Origin of the sequence: Thermanaerosceptrum fracticalcis, from assembly GCF_000746025.2 — a bacterium.
GTDB lineage: Bacteria > Bacillota > Peptococcia > DRI-13 > DRI-13 > Thermanaerosceptrum > Thermanaerosceptrum fracticalcis.
Window position 1 is genome coordinate 3,357,457 of record NZ_CP045798.1, and the last position, 20,611, is coordinate 3,378,067.

Genomic DNA, 20,611 nt, shown 5'->3' on the forward strand with positions numbered 1-20,611 from the left:
AATATAGAGGGCATCTGCTTGGAATAGGCGGATGTCCTTTAGCTTATGCTCTTTTCATCAGCCCTTTTATACATTTTTAAAGAAAATGAAAAGTGAGGGTACCATAAAAAATGAGAAATCTACAATTCCAAAAATGAACCGGGTGGCTGGCGTTGAAAAAAAGAGTGAGCTAAAGGAATAGGAAAATTCTTGTCGAATAGTAACATACATAATTGGGCCAGATTAAGGTTGATAGGAGATTTGTTCTATTTCCCGGTATAGCTGAGATTTGAAGAATGTGGAGGTGAGAACGAAGTATGATACCACTCAAAGATACAATCCCTCATAGGGATAAGCCATTTGTAACCTGGTTGTTAATAACCATTAATATTTTTGTTTTTTTATTTCAGGTATTACTGCCTCCCGATATTTCAGAGTATTTTGTGTATAGCCTGGGGTTTGTGCCTCGCGATCTAACAACTCTTTGGAATTATGGTTTGAGACTGGAATTGGTGTTTTTTTTATGGCCTCTGATTACCAGTATGTTTCTTCATGGAAGCTGGATGCATCTTATCGGCAATATGTGAAGCTTATGGCTGTTTGGCGATAATGTGGAAGACCGGGTTGGGCATCTCCGTTTTTTTGTTTTCTATCTTTTGAGCGGAATCGTTGCATCTCTGACGCATTATGTTTTTAATATTCATTCTCCTGTCCCGACGATTGGAGCCTCAGGGGCTATTGCCGGAGTTATGGGCGCTTATTTTATCATGTTCCCACTGGCTCGTATTGTCACGCTTGTTCCGGTGTTCTGGATTCCGTTTTTCTTTGAAATTCCAGCGGTTGTTTTTATCGGACTCTGGTTTATTTCGCAGGTTTTTTCGGGAATTTTTGAACTGTTTGGACCGGTATTTGGGGGCGGGATCGCCTGGTGGGCCCATGTGGGAGGTTTTATCTTCGGAGCCGTGGCTATTCGTATATTTAAGAAAAAACGCAGTCGTTACCGCTTGTTTTTTGACGATGAATACTATTACTATCAATTTTATTAACCTTTAAGTTTGATTTTTAAAAAGGGGGTAGAAAAATGGGGTTATTAGATCTATTCTGGATATTTATTGTCCTCACTTCGCTTCAACCAGTCATTAATCAGAGAATGGTTGAATCTGCACGAAAAAAACTGATTGCCAAAATTGAACAGCGCAGAAATTCCAGAGTGATTCTGATGGTACACAGACAGGAAACGATGAGCATTCTTGGTTTTCCGGTCTATCGTTATATTGACATTAATGATTCTGAAGAGGTTATCAGAGCTATTCATATGACAGATCCTTCTGTTCCCCTGGATATAATTCTGCATACTCCGGGAGGGTTGGTACTGGCTTCCTTGCAGATTGCCAGGGCAATTAAGCGCCACAAGGGAAAGGTAACAGTATATGTTCCGCATCATGCCATGTCTGGAGGTACTTTGATTGCACTTGCGGCTGATGAGATCGTCATGGCCAGAGATGCTGTGTTGGGCCCTGTTGACCCACAGCTTGGGGAGTACCCGGCGGTTTCCGTTGTAAAAGTTGTCAGAGAAAAATCACGTGATGAAATTGATGACAAGACGTTAATCCTTGCAGATGTCGCTGAAAAAGCGATTAAACAGACTAAAGATGCAGTTAAGGAATTATTAAGCGATAATTATCCTGAAGAATTGGCAGAGAATTTAGCGACTTTGCTTACTGAAGGTAAATGGACTCATGATTATCCGATCACTTTTGAAATGGCGCAGGAGCTGGGGTTGCGGGTCAGAGACGATATGGACAAAGAATTCCACCAGCTCATGAGTTTGTATCCTCAACCGGTCCGTCACAGAGCTTCTGTGGAATATTTGCCTTTTCCCAAGTTGAGAAAATAGATAATGCTATAAAAGACAAAAGGCTAAGGACATCGTCATCATCAGAAGTCCTTAGCCTTTTATTGAAACTCAAGGATATTTTTATTAGGAGATTGGAATCCGATATCCGTTTGAATGAGCTTCTTTTTTCGGTAAAGTAACGGTTAACACACCGTTTTCATACCTGGCAGTAATTTTTTCACTGTCAATATTTTCAAAGACAAACGTTCGAGAGATGATGTTTAACGAGCGTTCTTTGCGTATATAATTTTCTTTCTTTTCTTCATGTTGCTCATTGTGCTCAACACCAATGGTGAGCTGATCATTTTTAAATTCAACGCGTATATTCTCTTTATTTACACCAGGAATGTCAGCTTCAAGAATGTAGGCGTTATCTGTATCTTTAATGTCCACATTCATAACTCCAGCATTGGGCATGAGAGCCGGGAAGAACGAATCATTGAAAAAATTCTCGAAAATATTTTCAAAATCGAACAACGGTTGTACTTGTTGGATATTTCTGCGATAAGGTACTAAACCAAACATATTCATGCACCTCCATCTTTTTTTAGGTTGTGATTTGTTCTATTTAGGTCAGACGAAGCACGTGGAGTGCGTGGTAAGGCTGCAAAGGAAAAACAGTTAGAAGCTTGATTTTATCAGGATTCTTTTTCTTATGCAGAAAATTATTTGTTGCTTAAGACTATTTTAGGAAATTATATTTATTGGAAATGTTATGCATGCCAAATATAAAACCAATATCAGATTTACGTAACTATAATAAAGTTTTAAAAGATTGTCAAAAAAGTGAACCGGTTTTTTTACCAAATTATTAATGTAGTAAAATATTAAAGGTGATATTTTCCTCTCCCTTACCAGGAGAGGTTTTTTATGCTTACTGATTTTAATATAGATTATTTTGCCGATAATGAGCTTGGAAGACTTTGCGAAGCATTTAATGAAATGAAAAACGAACTTAAGGAGTCACTAATCTCACAGTGGAAAGCAGAGCAGGAAAGACATGAGATGGTTCAAGCCCTTGCCCATGACCTAAAAACACCACTTTCTGTAATACAAGGCTATGTTGAATCACTTCTGGAAAGCAGTCATATTGATACTCAAAAGACAAAAAAATATTTACAAGTAATAAAAGATAATGCAAATAAGGGGGCCGAGCTCATCAAGGAAATGCTTTACGCCGCAGAACTTGAAACGTCCGGCGTAGAGCTTAATATCGTCCCAGTGGATATATACTCTTTTTTAAAGCAGAAAAAAGAAAGTTATGAGATGATGGCAAAAAATAAAAAGATAAATTTTAAGGTTGATGTAACATATGGAAATCAGGCTGAAATAATATGTCCTATTGATGCTGCAAAGCTTGAGCGCATTCTTGACAATATCGTTTCGAACAGCATCCGTTATGTGCCGGAACATGGGACAATAACAATTAATGCGGATATTGCCTGTGATAATATTCGTTTTAAAGTATGTGATACAGGAAAGGGATTTAGTAGTAAAGATCTATCGAATCTTTTTAATAAATTTTATAGGGGAGATGAATCCCGTTCTTCTAAAGATGGTCATGCCGGACTAGGACTCCATATTGCAAAAAGACTGGTAGAAATGCATGGTGGAAGTATTGTTGCCTTTAATGCAAGGGACAGTGGTGCATGTATTAAATTTGATTTGCATTTTCTAAAATAATAACACCGGGAATTTGGTATTTTTTATCTTTTTCATGCACTCAAGGCATACAGAAAGCGTCGCGAGGGTCGAGAGGGTGAAAGGCTGATAGATAAAAGGTTTGAGACACCTTACTATATTTGTGACTAAGGGTAACCCTTGAGTGTGTAAAAAAGATATCGAGCCAAACGCGTGGAAATAGCGGGTGGTCTTAAAAAGAATGAATTTTGAAAGGAGGTTCTAAAAATGATACATATTCTATTTGGACAATCACCATCTGGTTGTTTAAAAATAGTTCTGAAAAAAATAGGTGTAACTAAAGAAGAACATGTCATTTCATTTTGGGAAATGTTTTCTATAGGGCCCATTTGGCATTTACAAGAAGAGATTGGGAAAGAAGCCAGATTTGATTGGATGAAAAATATTTTAAATAATGAATATGATGAGTTTGATGAATATAAAAGCGGTTTCCTAAAAGCTATCAATCAAATAGCATGCATTCCAGAAGGCGAACCCATTACCATATGGATTGCTGAAAACTCACACGAGCAGACAGGATTACGATATGTTTTGTATTTATTGAAAGGTAGAACTAATGAAGTTAAAGTTATTAACACTACAAAGCTGTATGCTGAACTTTTTAGCCAACCTAATATAAAGTGCGTTGTACTGCATACAGGTGAAATATCACCAGAGAAACTTCAAATAATTTATGAGGAAACTAAGGAGAAGCACCCTTTATCACATCTTGAAAGAGAGCAATTTGAACAAGAATGGCTCAACCTTGCTGATAATCGCGAAGTGTTAAGGATTTGGCAGAATGGAAGAATACAGAGTGTTCCTGAAGATTATTATGACCAATATATTATAAACAGAGCTAAACAGCTACATAAAAAACTAAAGACGCAGGAATTTATGAAATCAGCGAGATTAATCGGTGAAGTGCTGGGGCATTTAGAACAGTATGTAGGGGATGAGTTCTTGGAATATCGGTTAAAGAAGCTGATTGAAAAAGGAGTTTTCGAAGTAGAGGGTAGTATGGAAGCCATGCGATTGTATAGTGTAAGGTTGAAAAATGATTAGTATTTTAGAAAGGTTTGCTCTTTCCTTCAGTAAGGTAGGCCAAGGAAGGTTGATGTTGATGCCCACATTATTTGGCGGCCACTTGATAACCGTCAGTGGCGGTTGTCATGGAACGCCAAGTAAGGTTGCCAGTAGGTTAGACATTTTCGCCAATGGCGGTGGTCGTTTTTTAAAGGTACCGGAAAGCACACCTCTGTTGGCGGTGGGCTAAACATACTAAAACTTGCGAAAGTCCTCAATTACCCTAAGCACCCCTTCCCGGTCAACCACATAGCTGGACTGAATCCGGGCATCAAGCATAGCTTGTATACATAAATTGTTAATTACTCTAGGAATCCCTTTGGAAAAAGCAAATATCTCTTTAACGGCATCAACGCTGAAAATCTGACTGCGTGCTTTTACTACCTCCAAATGATGGGCTATGTAGGCGCCGGTTTCTTCTAACGTCAGGCCACCCAAATGATAGCGGACCTGAATCCTTTGGGTTATAGCCTGGAAAATCTGCATGGCCAGGGTGCCCTTAAGTTCAGGTTGGCCTACCAGTATTAAGGCCATTGGAGAAAGGGAATCCATTTTGAAATTAGTTAAAAATCTGATTTCCTGCAGCATTTGGTGCGATAGCAGATGAGCCTCGTCGATAACGACCACGGGTGTAATCCGCCGTTTCTCAAAATAATCCAGAATTAGCTGGTTAAACTGCCGCTTAGCATCTATCCGCAAATAACCGGGACTGGAGCCTAATTGGAACAATAACTCGCGGTAAAAATCCCGGGCTTCAGGTTGGAGTCGGATATATAAAGCAGTTTGTGCCGGTTTTCGTCCAGGTTCCGGGCCAGAAGACGAATAGCAGTTGATTTTCCTGCTCCAATATCCCCGGTCACCAGGCAAAAACAGCGCTTTTTCACACCGTAGTCCAAACGGGCCAATAATTCCTTAAACCGCAAGGACAGATAGAGATTTTCCGGCGAGATATTCTTGCCAAAAGGTTCGCCTGTCAAACCAAAGTATTCCTGGATCACCTGCCGTCACCTTCCCGGGCTTTTTCTTGAGCCGGTGTGCCCAGACAGGTATACGCCAGGTCTCCCAGAGTCTTGGCCAAGTTTTCATCGTAAGCCTTTTTCAAGAGTTCAAGGTAATTGAGTCCGCTGGTTGGTGGGGAATTTACCAAACAATCTTCTTTAGGCACTTTCGGATGATGTGGTTTGGATAAATCCAAAAGTTTAGCGTCAGCATACTGTTTCCCGCCAAACCAAACCTGAATCCGTGTAAGGTCAAAGGGGTCGTACTTAACGATAACTTTTTTGCCGGCCAGGACAGGGTCTACCTCATAAATATTGCCTTCCAGGGAAAAACAGCAGGTTTTATCCACACTCCGTTCTTCCTGCCAGAGAAAAATTTGGTTAAGTACAGCGATATCAACCCGGCGCAGGGGATGGGTACAGTTGTTAAACCGGTTGACCGGTTTAACGGCTGTGGAGGAGTGTTTCTTTTGCTGATAAGCCATCTCCAGCCAGGACCAGAAGAAATTGTTCAAGTCTTTGAGAGTAGTGAGTTTCCCCTGTTCGATAAGGGCTTGGGCTTCAGGCCGGAAGCTCTTGTCTAAGTAACGGAAAAACACCTCAACCTTGCCTCGGCCTTGGGGCTTGTAAGGGCGTGAGTGAATTAGGTGAATGCTCAACTCCCCGCAAATTCTGGCCAGATGCTGGGACCGGTAAACAGAACCGTTATCCACGTATAATTTTTCCGGCACCCCGCAACGGAGAATAGCCTTTTTCAGGCAGTCCTCAAGACGTGGCAATTTCTCATCGAAATAGTACTCAGCGTGGGTAATGTAGCGGCTATAGTCAATAAAGGCTACTAGGCGTACCGACTTTTTCCTGCCGGGTTCTGTGGGATGAGGCAGGTACAGGGTGGCATGGGTATCGCCTTGCCAGCACTGGTTACGCTTGCTGTATGAGAACCGCCGGTGGGCGCTGGGTTCAGCTTTTATCTCCCGGGCCACTTCTTTAAGATAACGGCCCAGTGTGGTGCGTTTTAAGATACCAGGTTCCACCAGTTGGGATAATTCCAGGATCCTGATGATCTGGTCCACACTTCTTGTCGGTAATTCCTTTTTTAACTCCACTGCCTTGGCCAGAATATTTTCAGGGATAGCTCTTGGTGTACATTTATCTTCCCGAACCTGGGGTTTAAGCCCTTCCAAGCCTTTTTTGCGATAGGCCGCCAGATAACGTTCAAGGGTGCGTAAGCCCGGTCGGAAGGGCTTCCCATCCGGGTCATTGTATTCCCTGGCAGCGATTTCGGCCAACAGCCGGGTCTGTTCGCCTTTTTCCAGCCTACGGCAGACCACCGGCGCAATCAGGCCATAGCGGAAATTGGCGATTTCCAGTCGTTTTTCTTCATCCACAGTAATCTCTCCTCCCGAAATAGTCTCATTCTAATTATTAGGGATGAGTACCGATACCGGGTAGAGACAAACTCTGTGGGATTTCGTAGGCGAATTTGACCCCAAAGAGGCTATGTAGTACGGAAAATACCGGAAGGTTAGCAATGTATGACCGGCTAGGCAACGCTGAGGCCAGAGCCTGTCTAAGAAAACGGCCCAATGACATGCCAACCGATAAATTAACCCTCCGGTCACCGGTTAAAACTGACGGGGGTAATGTTAAGCCGGGGAAGTATTTTAACAACAGGGACAACAGCTTAGTGTTAACCTCTTCAAAAGTTTTGGCTAAGGCCTTTACCCAACGCCTTACCGTTTTCCCAGAAAAAGGCCGGGACGAGAGTTAAGAATATAAACCAATTCATTCCAGGAAAGGCGGTCATCAACTCTAAGACAGACTGCCTTTTCAACAAATTCACTTAACATGCTACGAAAAGGCCACAGGAAACTCGGTAATAAAGATATGGTCTTGTCCTGATCTTTGGACTTGTTTTTATCCTGACATAAATATCTGTAAATTGGTATCAGAGACTCAGAATCGGCATCTACCGCCCACCTGTCAAAATGTCCGTGCCGGTGAGGTTTACAAGAGCCACAAATTGGACAATTCAGAAGGAAAAACCGGAGATTTTTCGCTGTAAAGGGCTAAATATTCTTTGACAGAAGCTCCTAGGAAAGTTATCATAATCATAGAAACAGGACTCCCATGGGTTCTGTTTACAGGAGATGAGCTTTCGGGTTGTCTGTCGGGACGTTGGCCGAAAGCTCATTTTATTTTGCTCTCCGTAAACCAGAAAGGTAAAGTCAAGTTCTGATTCGATTAATTGGCGGAAATATCCTTCATTACCGACATATAATTTGGTCAAAATCCCAGGTGTTGCCGACAGATAATTCGGGCATTAACAGGTTGATCAAAATGTACAGGGGCACTTGAAATTATTTTTTTCATGCGATCAAGGCATACAGAGACCGTCGCGAGGATTGAGCGGGTGAAAGGTTGATGGATAAAGGGTTTGGGGCAATTTGTGAATTTGCTGATTTTAGGTAACCCTTGAGTGCACAAAAAAGATATCGGGCTAAACGGATGGATATAGCAAAATTAGAAGAACGGATCGCAGCTAAAATCTCCACCGAATGAACAGGAAGCCAGACAAGACAGCTTTCTTTGGAATTATGTTTTGTGTATGTAAAACAAGAATAATTTTATCCGCCCAAAGGCATGGCTTTGATGCCAAGTTATATTTACCCACACCTGAGGATAAACAATGTTGTATCCAGGCAGAAGCCATGAACAAAGGGTTGATAGATGAAAATATAGGTAACCAAATATGGGCTAATATGCTATCAAAACAAAGGCTATTGCTGGCAGTAACTTTTTCTGATTATCTTAAATTTTGTTATTGATGGTTTAGTAAACGGTTTAGAAAGAGTGTAATGTTGGTTTAGTGACAGGGATTACCTCTCAAGCGGTACATCCATGAGCATGACTCCCTCGAACAGCTTAACATCCTGGGGTAAAACTTGAGAAAATGTCCGACAGGGATGCAGAGATATTCTCTGCTGTGCTGGACCAAAATCTATACAAGGGTTACCACATCGAAGCCGCCACCCGTATCAATAACCTCGCACAGCGATATGAGGGAGGCTGCGAATACCCGGAGGGCAGCTTGTCCTCACCATCTGTGCTGTGCTGCGGCAATTTTTATTTCCGCCGCCTTTGTCATTAAGCTGACTGAGCTCATTGAGTACAGGAGGTAGCAAGGCATCATTAATTTACAAGACCGTTTTAATGTAGTATAATAAGAATACAATAAGGATAAAATAATGCTACACAAAAAGGGGTGGTCAAGATGATTAATATAAAGCCATCGGCTGCAATTCGAAAAAATTACAACGAGATTTCCGAGCTGTGCAAAAAGTCCGGACAGCCTGTGTACCTGACCAAAAACGGTGAGGGAGATTTGGTGGTGATGGATATTGAAGCCTTTGCAAGACGCGAAAGCATGCTGCGCCTCAGAGAAAATCTAGTTGCTGCCGAGGAAAGCCGGTTAAGCGGCAAAAGCGGTTATTCCATTGACGAGGTATCCTCTATGATGAAAGCAGCTGTCAAGGAGGTACTGGATGGACAGCGAGGGTAAAATATACAAAGTGATTATCTCCGATGAGGCGGCGCAGATGCTGGTATCTCACTCCCGCTTTCTGGCCCAGGTCAGTGAAAAAGCCGCATTAGATCTCATAGCCGAGTTCAGCGCGAAAGCAAAAACTCTGGAGGAATTTCCAGAGCGAAATCCTTGGCTATCCGATCCTTTCATCCGTGCTGGTAAATATAGAAAGCTCCTTATGGGCAAACGTTATCTGCTCATTTATCAGATAAAAGGCGATACCGTTTATGTGGATTATGTGGTGGACTGCAGGCAGGATTACGGCTGGCTGTTGTAACAAGCATAAAACTATATCGTAAATTAGCGCAGGATCATATCAACACCAACCACTTAATCTGCGGCAATACCTACCGATGCGTGTGGGCCTTGCGGGAATATCCTGCTTGTTTGTTATAGACGAAGAAAATGACAGCGGCATAAATGGTATGCAAAAAAGATAACAGCGAGCTACAATAGACTCGCTGTTGACTTTATAGCTATAACAAAAAAATAACCATTGCCTATTACTTTTTCTTTACTATAGGAAGCCATACCTCGGACCTGTATGTCGGAGATTGCTGATCTCCATCTGTATAAACTTCTATGTCGGGTGCATCGGCGTATTCATAACCGGAAGTGGGCAGCCATTCAGTAACAATACGTTATTGAAGCTCCTGAATTGCATAGGGCATAGGACCGATGCATTCAAAGATAGCCCAGGTGGAAGCTACCGTCAAATACTTTAAAAACAACTTTGCCAAGAACCGGCAGTTTATTAATCTCGACATCTGGAATGAAAGCTTCGGGGATTAGCTCATAAGGACCGGCAATGCTAAAGTGCATGGGATCACAAAAAAGGTACCGGCCGAAGTCTTTGAGCAAGAAAGACTTTTTCTCAAACCGGTACCCTCAACCAAAAGAACTATTGAAAATATTGTAACAAGAGATATTCATAAGAACAATACAATATTTTACAAGGGTAACCGGTACACCCTTCCCCTGGGAACTTACAGGCCGGGCAGGAAGGTAAGTCTGGATGTTGAAGGGGAAATCCTTAAAATACGGGATGAATTCGATGGATATATCATCGCCGAGCATAAAATCTCCAAGAACAAAGGGGAATTAGTACAAAACAACCACCACAAGCGGGATATCTCACAGAAGCTGGACAGCATTCAAGACAGTCTTCTTAAGGCTCTGGGTGCTAGTGAGAATGCTCATGTTTTTCTTACCCAGGTCCGCCGTTTGAAAACCCGCTATGCCCGGGACCATTTCAGCCTCATCGAAAAGACGTTAAACGAACATACCGGTATAGTTATTGATAAAGCCTTGAATTACTGTATCTTAAACAGTCTATTCAGCGCCGTAGAGTTTAGGAATGCAGTAGAGCATTTCGAGGCCTGTCTGGAAAAAGAACTGGAGGAAATGAGCAATAATCCGAAAACTGTCGTCTTAAAAACAACTGTAACCACAAAGAAAAGGCCACTTTCCGAGTATGAACGGGTTGTGAAGGGGGGTGATTTCTAATGACCCTCCTTAAGGAAGTGCAAGAACAACTGATGGCATTATCCCTCTGTCATGCGGCCCGCAGTCTGGAAAAAACCCTGGAAAAAGCACAAGCAGAAGATTGGACGATCCTTAAGACATTAAACACCCTGCTTTCGGAAGAAAGGAACGCCCGAATGGACAAAGCCAGAGAAAAAAGGCTTAAAAATGCCGGCTTCCCATATATGGCAACGATAGAAGAGTTTTACTTCGGGTTCCAAACCAGTATATCAAAAAAGCAGATGCACCAGCTGCTGGAGCTTACTTGGTTGGAAAGCGCCTTTAACATTATGTTTTTAGGTCCGCCAAGTGTGGGGAAAACACATCTGGCGGTATCCCTAGGGATCGCCGCCGTCAACGCAGGCTACAAGGTAATATTTATCCATATGGACCAATTAATACATGTACTGAAAACTCAGGAAATATCTCCAAAGAGCAAGCACAAATTGAAAAAATTATATCAGGCTGATCTAGTCATAATTGATGAAGTCGGCTTCCAACTGGTGAACCGGAATGAAACCAACCTGTTGTTTGGCGTAATCAATCAACTTTACCAACAGACCTCCATTATTTTGACCTCCAACAAGGGTTTGGTAGAATGGGGAGAATTCATGGGAGACCCTGTTATTACTGCCGCCATGCTGGACAGGCTGATGCATAAATGTGAGATATCAACATGGAGGGTGACAGTTACCGGCTTACACACCGCGAAAGGATACTCAAGGATTAGGAAGAAAAATTTCCAGTAAAACAGGTGGCTAAGTGCTGCATTTTATATGGCCGAAAATGATGTATTTTTATTGACCGTTCACATTACTCAAATATAGTAAAAAAGTTTTGAGTTAAAATTATCTTTTTTATACACTCGAAGCATACAGAATGCTGTGTGAGGATTGAGCGGGTGAAAGGCTGATGAATAGAGGGTTTGGTGGACTTTAATATTTTGCTATTTTTGGGTAACCCTTGAGTGTATAAAAAAGATATATCGTCAAGGTAATAGGGCTGCATTTAATATTGTGATAAATTTGATGTAGTATTTTACGAATGAAAGGTGTATAATAATAGCAAAGAAGGAGGCGGTTATAAATGCCAAACATTAAACCCATATCAGATTTAAGAAATTACAACGAAATCCTGCGGGACATTGCCGTAGGTGAGCCAGTGTTTTTAACCAAAAATGGCAGAGGAAAATTTGCTATTGTTGATATTACTGAATATGAGAAATTAAAGGCTTCACTAAAGCTGATGTCACAGCTTGCCCAAGGAGAACTGGCCGGGAGAAAGAAAGGATGGATGACAATAGAGGAAGTGGAAGCAGAACTGGGGATTGAGGATGTATAAGCTGAAAATTTCACCTGAAGCTAAAGATGATTTAGCAGAAATTAAAGACTATATTTCTAAAGAACTTTGCAATCCACAGGCAGCTATAAATCTTGTTTCTAAAATCACCAAAAAGATACGTGGGTTGACAGAGTATCCCGGAATAGGTGCGCCACTATCTTCCGTCCTAGATATACAAACAGATTACCGTTTCCTTGTTTGTGACAATTACTTGATATTTTACAGGTACGAAGATGGAATTGTTTTCGTGTCAAGAATCTTATACGGTAGACGGAATTATACGCGTATCCTATTCGGTGATTTGCTGGAGGATGAAGAAATATAGAATATAAAATTTTAAGTGCATCGTCAGTCAGCTTGAAGCTGGCATTTTTTCATGGTTCAAAGCATACGGAAATTGCGCCATGAAGATTATTGAACTTATGAGGCATAACAGTAGTATAACAATACAAGAATTTCTGAAATTATCGGAATATCAAAGAGAAATATTGGGGCAAACATATCAGACTTAAAAAAGAAAGGGATTGTTGAGCGGATAGGTCTAAGAAATGGGTATTGGGAAGTAAGGAAAGATGGAATATAATGAGCTTTTTGAAAAATACCGGAAGCTGCTGGAGGAAAATCAAAGATTAAAAAATGAAAACGAGGACTTTAGGAAAAGACTTGGATTGCCATTGCCATCACCCTATATAAAAAATGATGTTCAAGCCTCAATAGAGGTAAATGACATTCAGCTAGTTGAGGTAATCAAACCAGGACACGTAACCAATAGTAGCTCCCCGGAGGATAAAATTAACCTGTTTATGTCATTGTTTAGAGGCAGGGATGATGTCTATGCAAAAAGGTGGCAAAACAAAAGAGGGTAAATCGGGGTATTCTCCTGTATGTTTGAATGAGTGGGCAAGAGGAATTTGCAATAAGCCAAAGATTAAATGCTCCGAATGCGGTAATAGAAATTATGCAGTTTTGGACTTTGCAGCAATAGATAAGCATCTCAGGGGCAAAGACGTTTTTGGTGTATATCCTATGCTGCCTGATGAAACCTGTTATTTCCTAGCTATTGATTTCGATGATGAAGGCTGGGAAAAAGATATATCAGTTTTGAGAGATATCTGTGCAGGAAAAAATATTCCATTTGCAGTTGAACGTTCTCGTTCAGGGAATGGAGCACATGTATGGTTCTTTTTTGATGACAAGGTAAGTGCTGTATCGGCTAGAAAATTTGGTACAGCACTTCTTACGCACGCAATGGCCAAAAGACATGAAATAAAATTTACTTCATACGACCGCTTGTTTCCAAACCAGGATACACTTCCTAAAGGTGGTCTTGGGAATCTTATCGCCTTACCTTTACAATTAAATGCACGCAGAAACAACAACAGTGTTTTTATAGATGAAAAATTCCAGCCCTATGATGACCAGTGGAGTTTTTTGAGCAGTATTCGAAAGCTCAGTGAAAGTGAAATTGACTTATACATTTCGCAACTATGCAGTGGTAGTGAATTAGGTGATTTAAGACAGAATGAAGATGAAGAGTGCAAGCCATGGGAGAGAAGCAATACGAATTATAAATTAAGCAAGTCTGATTTCCCGGACACTGTTTATGTAACCAAAGTAAATATGCTGTATGTTAGTAAAAATGGCTTTTCACATAAAGCATTGAATATTATTAAACGTCTGGCAGCCTTTAGAAACCCTGACTTTTATAAGGCTCAAGCTATGAGATTGCCGACTTTTGATAAGCCCAGAATTATTTCCTTATCTTACGAAACGCCTGAATACTTGTGTCTTCCAAGGGGATGTGAGCTTGATCTGATAAACCTGTTTAGTGCTCACAAGGTGGATGTTAAATGGGTTGATAAAAGCTATTCAGGAAAACAGATTGACGTTGAATTCAACGGACAGCTTCGTGATGAGCAAGAAGATGCTGTTGGTTCAATGCTACAACATGACAATGGTGTATTATCAGCAACAACTGCATTTGGTAAAACCGTTATCGGAGCGAAAATTATATCAGTAAAAAAGGTAAATACTCTTATACTTGTTCATACTCAGCAATTATTAGAACAGTGGAAGGAGCGCTTGAACCAGTTTCTTGTAATCAACGAAGAGCTTCCTTCTGATGAGATTAAGAAAAGAGGCAGGAAAAAGAGCAGAAGTATTATAGGCCAGCTAGGGGGAGGAAAAAACAATCTAAGTGGCATTATTGATGTTGCTATTATGCAGTCATTGGTAAAGGGGGATGAGGTTAAGGAGTTTATCCGCAACTACGGCATGGTGATAGTAGATGAATGCCATCATGTTCCGGCATTTAGCTTCGAACAGATATTGAAAAATGTAGCCGGCAAATATGTTTATGGTCTAACGGCAACCCCGGTAAGGCAGGACGGACACCACCCCATCATATTCATGCATTGCGGTCCGGTCAGGTATAAAGTGGATGCAAGAAAGCAAGCTGAAAAAAGACCTTTTGAGCATTATGTCATTCCACGCTTTACTCCTTTCAGAAAGCCTGTCAGCCAGGATGAAAAGGAATGGTCTATTGGACAAATTTATGCTGAAATCAGCACCAGTCAAATCCGCAACAAATTAATCATAGATGATGTTATTAAAAGCGTAAATGAGGGCCGTAATCCCATTGTTCTAACTGAAAGAACTGCACATGTTGAAGTGATTGCAAACGCTTTAAAGGAAGTACTTCCGAATGTTATTACATTAACCGGAGGTATGTCTGCAAAGGAAAGAAAAGCTGCACTTGAAAGACTTTCAAGTATACCGGCAGAGAGTAATATTGCCATAGTTGCAACCGGCAAATTTGTTGGCGAGGGTTTTGATGAACCAAGACTTGATACTTTGTTTCTTGCAATGCCTGTAGCTTGGAAGGGTACAGTTCAACAGTATGCGGGCAGGCTCCACAGATTATATCAGAATAAGAGTGAAGTTCAGATTTATGATTATGTGGATGTTCATGTAGGTGTACTTGAAAGAATGTATCAAAAAAGATTGAAGGGATATGCCTCTATCGGATATTCGGCCAGGGGTGACAGCAGGCCTTTTGAATCTATTAATACGATTTTTGACAATAGCAACTTCCTGACAGTTTTCAGTAATGATATTTCGTTTGCTAAATCAGACATTATCATTGTCAGTCCTTATGTCACTAAAAAGCGTTTAAGCCAGATGTTAAGTATTCTTATGACCGGGATTAACAATGGTGCAAAGCTTACCGTCATTACCCGGCCTGAAACAGATTATAAAGAAAGGGACAGGCTTACGTTTGAGGAGATGATTAGTTCCATAAAGAATACAGGAGCCAGTATTATTTTTAAATCAAATATACATCAAAAGTTTGCAGTAATTGATCAAAGGATTGTTTGGTATGGCAGCATAAATCTTTTGAGCTTCGGAAATTCTGAGGAGAGTATCATGAGGTTGGATAGCCTGAATATTGCAAATGAATTAATAGGTACGCTTGATGAAATATTGAATTTATAATGCAAGTAAGCAGCATATTGAAAAGTATCGGAAGGAAAAACAGCCTATGAATAATGTTGAATTGAAGCGGAAGGTATACTCAGTCGTGAACAACATATTGAAAGAAAAGATTTATATATCTCCTGTAGATGTGTTAATGGGCGTAGGCATATTATCAGTCAAGGATTATGAAAGCTGGCGGTTTGGACATGTACCGTATCTAGAAAAGGTATGTAAATGCAACTTGAGCAAGCTGTCCTTTATAATGAGGGAGCTTAGGACATATGCGAGGCAGAATCATCTGAAGTCCTCATGGACTGCATATAAACAATGGGGTGTAAAACCTGCTTATACGGATGCGTCAGCAGATCATTGACAGGGATTACAGGGTATTGTTCGCCGTATGGCGAAAATATGGATTTGATGATGAATGTGATGGGAATGTTATACCAATTCCTCCAGATAAAAAATTGGGAAGGAATGTAGTGGAGCAATTTAAAAATATGCTTGATTGATAGGAGGATAATTAATATGGAACTAGATAGGATTTGCCAGAATTGCAGCAGCTTTTTTCAGGACAGCAGAGATACAGATTTGGGAATATGCTTGAATGATGAGGTATTTGAACCTTTTCTGGATGAAATTATGGAAAATGCTGATTTTTCAAACTGCTATGATATATACCTGAAAAAGCGGTTTGATGGCGAAAAGGAAGCCTGCGATCAATATGAAGAACCTGAAATTATTGAAATCCCAGATGATGAGGATATTAATGCCTATATCCTTCATGAAAAACTGAAGCATCAAAATGTTGATGAAATTATCAAATACTTTAACAACTCCGATAAAGAAATTGTCAATAAAGCGATATCGTCGATTTCAACATATGTATTTATTGGAAATAGAGGTGCATATGAAGGTTTGATCAACTATTATATGGGCTTAGGTCCGGCAGAAAGCCTTGAGGATGTTTGCATGAGAATAAAAATAGTTGATATTCTTTCTACAAAGGAATTAGAAAGAAATACAATAGAAGCGTATGTGAACGAGCTTGCCAGGACTCCATCCAATAACACGACCAGGCAATTGTATTCTTTAGTACTAAAGCGTTTAAGCATGTGTCCTGTGGAGATAGTACGGGAGTTGCTTTTGGAATTGCTTGGCAAGAGGCAATATAGTTATAAAATAAGAAAAAGGATCATGGAGATTGCAGGAATATAAGAAACAGATATTTCACGGCACGTTGAGATCTATCAAATAATACCCTGCCGCCAAGGGGGTACCAGCTTCGAGCGGCATTATTTTTGTACAATCAAGGCACGTGGAGTGTGTAGTATCGCTCAAAAGAAAACACAGTTTATAAAGCCTTGCGCCGCAAGGCTTTATGGGCTTTTGGGGGGAATTGGATATGTTTCCGTGGGCGGGGAGAGAAAACAGCTTATTGTTATAAAATGAATACAGGAAAACTGGTGCAATTGCTAAATAACCCGACAGTAGTAGTGATTACCGATAGAAACGATCTGGACGACCAGCTCTTTGATACCTTTGCCGCCTCAGCGCAAATACTAAAACAGCCCCTGGTCCAGGCGGAGAGCAGGGAGCACTTAAAGGAACTCCTGCGGGTAGCCTCAGGCGGGATTATCTTTACTATCATCCAAAAGTTTCTACCTGTTTATGATATTGCCCAGGCGGTGGAAGATGGGGCAACCGTGCGTATATACTACGAAAGCAGGCTAGCCAAAGTCAACCTGGACGAAGAAGGGAGGCGCCTGATCGAGGAATTAGACGCCGAATTGGAGGAAACCGACGAATTGACCGAAGCCCAGAAGGCAAGGCCAAGTGGGCAAAACTGGAGGCCATTGTCGATCATCCTAAGCGTATTTCCAACTTAGCCAGGGATATAGTTGAGCATTTTGAAGCAAGGCAGACGGCTCAAAGGAAAATGCTGGCGGACCGCATGAAAGATGAAAATGACCGTTAAAGATTGTGATTGTGCGTGATATGTGGCTGACAGGTTTTGATGTGCCTTGTCTGCATACCATGTATATATACTGCCCCGCCCGTGGTAGTAAGAAATGGAAAGAATTGTACAAAGAGCGTATATGGGAAACGAAGATGAATTTGTTGAATGTGAAGCCGCCCGCAAAAGGGTGTTAGCCCTTTGCTACAATATCCGCCACGCCTTGATGGGAGATAGGGAGATCGAATTTATAGACAATGGTATGGATGAAGAAAAAAAGAGGCGTTTGTCGATTCTTGCTCCGGATAAGAACGTATACTTGAAGATATATGTTTTATGGTCGGAGATGCTGTTTATTACTATAGCGCTAAATGAATTTTTGGAACTTTACAATAGTTCCATAGCGCAAGTTCGTATGCTACAAGCCGCTGTAGCAGGATGTCTGAAACAAACTGTATCAGAAAACGTTTATGCAAGAATGCTAAACATAATGAATGGAAGGTATGTATATGTAAACGGATACATTGCCCAGTATTTAGATATCCTCAACAACCAATTTTTAAAGATGAAAAAGGAAAATCGCGTGAAAAATTTATCAAATATCGCCAAGCGAATTGCAGAGCGTGGACGTGAATACCGCGAATTATAAATGGAATTAATGGAAGAGGCAAAGAAATATAACTGCAGTGTAGACGATTTGAGATTGGATTTGGATTTTCCTGAAGAGATTGAGTGGTAGGAACAGATTAAAAATATGCCATGCCTAAATCTACTTTTGTGCCTCTTGCCAAAGATATCCTGAAAAAAGTAGGTATTAGCGGCAAAGTTGTGACAGGGATAGACTGCCCAGGAGGCCGGAAGTATTTTACTGCCAGCTGAATTAATAAGCATGTGCAAAGAATAGCGACATGGATAGGTGAAAATTGAAACTGGAATTTAGGTTGATACATTACTATATTTATCAAGAAAAGCCTGGTAGTCAGTTTCCTTAAAACCAATAATTAGGTTATGGCCATCAGTCAAGATAGGGCGAACCATAATCGAAGGATTATCCTGAATGAGGAGGATGACATCTTGTTCACTTAATGATTTCAAATCTGGTTTAAGCTTTTTGTAAGTCTGTCCTTTGATATTTACAAGCTGCTTGAGGGTAGTAAGGTTTCCAATTTGGGCTAATTTTTGTAATTCTTCTTCTGTAAGAGGTTCTTTAGAAATATTCCGGAAAGTAAAATTGACGTTATGTTGCGAAAGCCACGCTTTCGTTTTGCGACAGGTCTGTCATGTGGTGATGCAGTAGAAAAGAAGCATTTTAATCACCTCGCGATGAGCATCAATTCAGATTTCATTAAGCGAAAAGAAACATACTTATTTTGGCTGCCATTCTTTCCAGACGTTACCGGCGAGTGCAATAGAAGGCTTGAGGGTTTTACCTCCTTCTTGCCATCCGGAAGGCATTACTTCGCCTGTTTTCTGGTGATGCTGGAATGCCTTAATCTGGCGTACCAATTCTTGTGGGTTTCTTCCAACCGGCGGGGCAAGAATTTCCGCAGCCTGAACAATGCCTTCTTGATCGATAAGGAATCTTCCTCTGATATTTACACCGGCATTTTCATCGTATACATCATAGAGCTTACCAATACTGCCGTTTTGGTCGGACAGCATCGGGAAGGGGACACCGCCTTCAACCATCTTTGACAATTCGGTGTCATTCCAGATTTTGTGAGAGAAAACACTGTCAACACTGATTGAGAGTACTTCTACATTCAATTTTTTTAGTTCTTCATAGCATACAGCTATGTGCGAGATCTCAGTGGGTCAGACAAAAGTAAAGTCGCCGGGGTAAAAACAAAGCACAACCCACTGGCCCTTAAGCTTTTCCAGTGAAACATCAGTTATCTTGCCCTTATGAAAGGCCTTGGCAGTAAAATCAGGAGCTTTTTTTCCCACAAGCATGTTTATAATTCCTCCTTTTTTATTATTTTGTTAAAAAAAGATATTTGTTCTAAATTTTCTTCAAATAGAGTCAAATATCCTTCATAAGTAAAAAAAATTTATTGTTCTAATTTATTTCAAATGAAACAGTTATGAAACTATCAGTTTACAGGCTATATTAAAAACGCCACAACATTTTCGTTAAAAAAGCATTATAAGACCCTGTGGTTATTTGATTATTTTTTATATTACAAAAACCGCCCGGGAAGATGGGCGGTGGGAATAGAATTTGGGTAAGCTTTCAGGGCCCTGGCGGCTAGTGCGTAAAGGTGAACTTATTTCTAAAAAAATCCTACAGTGACTTGACACTATCAAATAAATTATTTTTCTTGCTAAATATTTTAAATGCTGTTATAATTAACTTGCTCGGAAATTGTCATCGAATACAAACCTTCTTTATTGCCCGTGGCCTAGGAAGCATTTGAATTCATTTGGCAACGGGTAAATATATTTTTGGAGGTTTTTATGTATAGTGACAAGGTTTTAAATTGCAGGGATTGTGGTGTAGAGTTTACCTTCACAACATCTGAGCAGGAGTTCTACCACGAAAAGGGTTTTACAAATGAACCGGGTCGATGCCCTGAGTGTCGTTCCGCGAGAAAAGCCCAAACTAGAAACAACAGTGGTTATGTGCGTTCAGAACGCGAAATGTTTACTGCAACATGTGCTTCTTGTGGTAAAACTGCAACTGTTCCTTTTAGACCCAGTGGTGATAAGCCTGTATATTGCAGAAATTGTTATCAACCCCGCGGCAGGAATTAACTGGTTTCCGGTTAAACCTTCTTGAGTCATACTTAGGAAGGTTTTTCTGTTTTCAATTCCACGGAAATCCACTTGCTGATACTTAATATCAGCGGACTTAGAGGTCCATGAAGTTTGTCTGACCACAGCGAAAAAGCTGTGGTTTTTATATTTTCATATTTGAAGTTTGGAGGGATTTTGTGGAGAAGAACGGTAACAATATCGAGTATCTTATCAGTAGGTACCTATTAAAGAAGCTGCTGGCAGAAGGGTTTATTACGGATGTTGGTGTCAACCAAAAAGTTTACCACCGTGACAACCTAAAAATTGACCACCTTCCGAGGCGGTAAAAT

The 20,611-nt window shown here is 40.7% G+C and carries 23 protein-coding genes and 4 pseudogenes; 20 read left to right on the forward strand and 7 right to left on the reverse strand.

Annotation, left to right across the window (positions count from 1 at the left end; genetic code table 11):
- Positions 1–296: 296 nt before the first annotated feature.
- A pseudogene (locus tag BR63_RS19815) lies at positions 297–1,025 on the forward strand (rhomboid family intramembrane serine protease).
- A 35-nt stretch (positions 1,026–1,060) separates the two neighbouring features.
- Positions 1,061–1,876, forward strand: coding sequence for an SDH family Clp fold serine proteinase (locus BR63_RS17065; RefSeq protein ID WP_034425082.1), 816 nt, complete (start codon positions 1,061–1,063; stop codon positions 1,874–1,876).
- Positions 1,877–1,960: 84 nt separating this feature from the next.
- Here the strand turns inward: BR63_RS17065 and BR63_RS17070 are convergent, their stop codons facing one another.
- On the reverse strand, positions 1,961–2,401 hold the full coding sequence (locus tag BR63_RS17070) for an Hsp20/alpha crystallin family protein (RefSeq protein ID WP_034425080.1): 441 nt from the start codon (positions 2,399–2,401) through the stop codon (positions 1,961–1,963).
- A gap of 194 nt (positions 2,402–2,595) precedes the next feature.
- On the opposite strand from BR63_RS17070, the pseudogene BR63_RS19650 reads away from it, so the two are divergent.
- From BR63_RS19650 to BR63_RS17085, 4 genes and pseudogenes are all read left to right on the forward strand, one after another.
- Positions 2,596–2,679 (forward strand): annotated as a pseudogene (locus BR63_RS19650) (prevent-host-death protein); the annotation flags it as partial.
- Positions 2,680–2,746: 67 nt separating this feature from the next.
- A complete protein-coding gene (locus BR63_RS17075) occupies positions 2,747–3,559 on the forward strand; it encodes a sensor histidine kinase (protein WP_051966176.1) in 813 nt (270 codons plus the stop codon).
- Positions 3,560–3,784: 225 nt separating this feature from the next.
- On the forward strand, positions 3,785–4,621 hold the full coding sequence (locus BR63_RS17080) for a DUF1835 domain-containing protein (protein WP_034425078.1): 837 nt from the start codon (positions 3,785–3,787) through the stop codon (positions 4,619–4,621).
- On the forward strand, positions 4,614–4,832 hold the full coding sequence (locus BR63_RS17085; protein ID WP_034425076.1) for a hypothetical protein: 219 nt from the start codon (positions 4,614–4,616) through the stop codon (positions 4,830–4,832). The genes BR63_RS17080 and BR63_RS17085 overlap by 8 nt, the downstream gene beginning before the upstream one ends.
- A gap of 5 nt (positions 4,833–4,837) precedes the next feature.
- Here BR63_RS17085 and BR63_RS17090 read toward each other — a convergent pair whose 3' ends face one another.
- From BR63_RS17090 to BR63_RS17095, 3 genes are read right to left on the reverse strand one after another with little or no spacing between them, the layout of a single operon-like run.
- Complete coding sequence (locus tag BR63_RS17090; RefSeq protein ID WP_243270021.1) at positions 4,838–5,371, reverse strand: ExeA family protein; 534 nt, start codon at positions 5,369–5,371, stop codon at positions 4,838–4,840.
- Entirely contained in the window at positions 5,359–5,640 is a 282-nt protein-coding gene (locus BR63_RS19655; protein WP_243270022.1) for a hypothetical protein, read from the reverse strand. Before BR63_RS19655 ends, BR63_RS17090 begins: the two co-directional genes overlap by 13 nt.
- Complete coding sequence (locus BR63_RS17095) at positions 5,637–7,028, reverse strand: Mu transposase C-terminal domain-containing protein (RefSeq protein WP_034425074.1); 1,392 nt, start codon at positions 7,026–7,028, stop codon at positions 5,637–5,639. Before BR63_RS17095 ends, BR63_RS19655 begins: the two co-directional genes overlap by 4 nt.
- A 143-nt stretch (positions 7,029–7,171) precedes the next feature.
- Between BR63_RS17095 and BR63_RS17100 the strand changes: the two genes are divergently transcribed.
- The 3 genes from BR63_RS17100 (at position 7,172) to BR63_RS17110 (ending at position 9,503) form a co-directional block, all read left to right on the forward strand.
- On the forward strand, positions 7,172–7,411 hold the full coding sequence (locus BR63_RS17100; RefSeq protein ID WP_034425073.1) for a hypothetical protein: 240 nt from the start codon (positions 7,172–7,174) through the stop codon (positions 7,409–7,411).
- Positions 7,412–8,914: 1,503 nt separating this feature from the next.
- Positions 8,915–9,202, forward strand: a complete 288-nt coding sequence (locus tag BR63_RS17105; protein ID WP_034425071.1) for a type II toxin-antitoxin system prevent-host-death family antitoxin — start codon at positions 8,915–8,917, stop codon at positions 9,200–9,202.
- Positions 9,186–9,503 carry a type II toxin-antitoxin system RelE/ParE family toxin gene (locus BR63_RS17110; protein ID WP_034425069.1) on the forward strand — a complete coding sequence of 106 codons (318 nt, stop codon included), beginning with the start codon at positions 9,186–9,188 and terminating at the stop codon, positions 9,501–9,503. Before BR63_RS17105 ends, BR63_RS17110 begins: the two co-directional genes overlap by 17 nt.
- 226 nt (positions 9,504–9,729) lie before the next feature.
- Here BR63_RS17110 and BR63_RS17115 read toward each other — a convergent pair whose 3' ends face one another.
- Positions 9,730–9,864, reverse strand: a complete 135-nt coding sequence (locus BR63_RS17115) for a GyrI-like domain-containing protein (protein ID WP_338056064.1) — start codon at positions 9,862–9,864, stop codon at positions 9,730–9,732.
- Between the two features lie 178 nt (positions 9,865–10,042).
- Between BR63_RS17115 and BR63_RS17120 the strand changes: the two genes are divergently transcribed.
- The 9 genes and pseudogenes from BR63_RS17120 to BR63_RS17155 all read left to right on the forward strand — a co-directional run bounded on the left by BR63_RS17120 (position 10,043) and on the right by BR63_RS17155 (position 18,174).
- Positions 10,043–10,732, forward strand: a complete 690-nt coding sequence (locus tag BR63_RS17120) for a hypothetical protein (protein ID WP_051966174.1) — start codon at positions 10,043–10,045, stop codon at positions 10,730–10,732.
- The gene (istB, locus tag BR63_RS17125) at positions 10,732–11,499 is read left to right on the forward strand and encodes an IS21-like element helper ATPase IstB (RefSeq protein ID WP_051966173.1); all 768 of its coding nucleotides are present in this window, start codon (positions 10,732–10,734) and stop codon (positions 11,497–11,499) included. Before BR63_RS17120 ends, istB begins: the two co-directional genes overlap by 1 nt.
- Before the next feature lie 337 nt (positions 11,500–11,836).
- Positions 11,837–12,091 carry a type II toxin-antitoxin system prevent-host-death family antitoxin gene (locus BR63_RS17130; protein WP_034425067.1) on the forward strand — a complete coding sequence of 85 codons (255 nt, stop codon included), beginning with the start codon at positions 11,837–11,839 and terminating at the stop codon, positions 12,089–12,091.
- Complete coding sequence (locus tag BR63_RS17135; protein ID WP_034425065.1) at positions 12,084–12,416, forward strand: type II toxin-antitoxin system RelE/ParE family toxin; 333 nt, start codon at positions 12,084–12,086, stop codon at positions 12,414–12,416. The genes BR63_RS17130 and BR63_RS17135 overlap by 8 nt, the downstream gene beginning before the upstream one ends.
- A 247-nt stretch (positions 12,417–12,663) precedes the next feature.
- Positions 12,664–12,957 carry a TOTE conflict system archaeo-eukaryotic primase domain-containing protein gene (locus BR63_RS19880; protein WP_338055993.1) on the forward strand — a complete coding sequence of 98 codons (294 nt, stop codon included), beginning with the start codon at positions 12,664–12,666 and terminating at the stop codon, positions 12,955–12,957.
- On the forward strand, positions 12,926–15,586 hold the full coding sequence (locus tag BR63_RS17140; protein WP_338055994.1) for a TOTE conflict system archaeo-eukaryotic primase domain-containing protein: 2,661 nt from the start codon (positions 12,926–12,928) through the stop codon (positions 15,584–15,586). The genes BR63_RS19880 and BR63_RS17140 overlap by 32 nt, the downstream gene beginning before the upstream one ends.
- A gap of 510 nt (positions 15,587–16,096) precedes the next feature.
- The gene (locus BR63_RS17145; protein ID WP_034425063.1) at positions 16,097–16,786 is read left to right on the forward strand and encodes a hypothetical protein; all 690 of its coding nucleotides are present in this window, start codon (positions 16,097–16,099) and stop codon (positions 16,784–16,786) included.
- A gap of 239 nt (positions 16,787–17,025) precedes the next feature.
- Positions 17,026–17,632 (forward strand): annotated as a pseudogene (locus tag BR63_RS19665) (type I restriction enzyme subunit R domain-containing protein); the annotation flags it as partial.
- Between the two features lie 8 nt (positions 17,633–17,640).
- Complete coding sequence (locus BR63_RS17155) at positions 17,641–18,174, forward strand: DUF6904 family protein (protein WP_051966170.1); 534 nt, start codon at positions 17,641–17,643, stop codon at positions 18,172–18,174.
- Between the two features lie 287 nt (positions 18,175–18,461).
- Here BR63_RS17155 and BR63_RS20060 read toward each other — a convergent pair.
- Together BR63_RS20060 and prxU are read right to left on the reverse strand one after the other, a co-directional pair.
- Positions 18,462–18,791, reverse strand: a pseudogene (locus tag BR63_RS20060) (arsenate reductase family protein); the annotation flags it as partial.
- 99 nt (positions 18,792–18,890) lie between these two features.
- On the reverse strand, positions 18,891–19,478 hold the full coding sequence (gene prxU, locus BR63_RS17165) for a thioredoxin-dependent peroxiredoxin (protein ID WP_081908290.1): 588 nt from the start codon (positions 19,476–19,478) through the stop codon (positions 18,891–18,893).
- Between the two features lie 504 nt (positions 19,479–19,982).
- Here prxU and BR63_RS17170 point away from each other — a divergent pair.
- Together BR63_RS17170 and BR63_RS17175 are read left to right on the forward strand one after the other, a co-directional pair.
- On the forward strand, positions 19,983–20,279 hold the full coding sequence (locus tag BR63_RS17170; protein ID WP_081908289.1) for a zinc-ribbon domain containing protein: 297 nt from the start codon (positions 19,983–19,985) through the stop codon (positions 20,277–20,279).
- 179 nt (positions 20,280–20,458) lie between these two features.
- Positions 20,459–20,608, forward strand: coding sequence for a hypothetical protein (locus BR63_RS17175; protein ID WP_153802175.1), 150 nt, complete (start codon positions 20,459–20,461; stop codon positions 20,606–20,608).
- Positions 20,609–20,611: the final 3 nt, after the last annotated feature.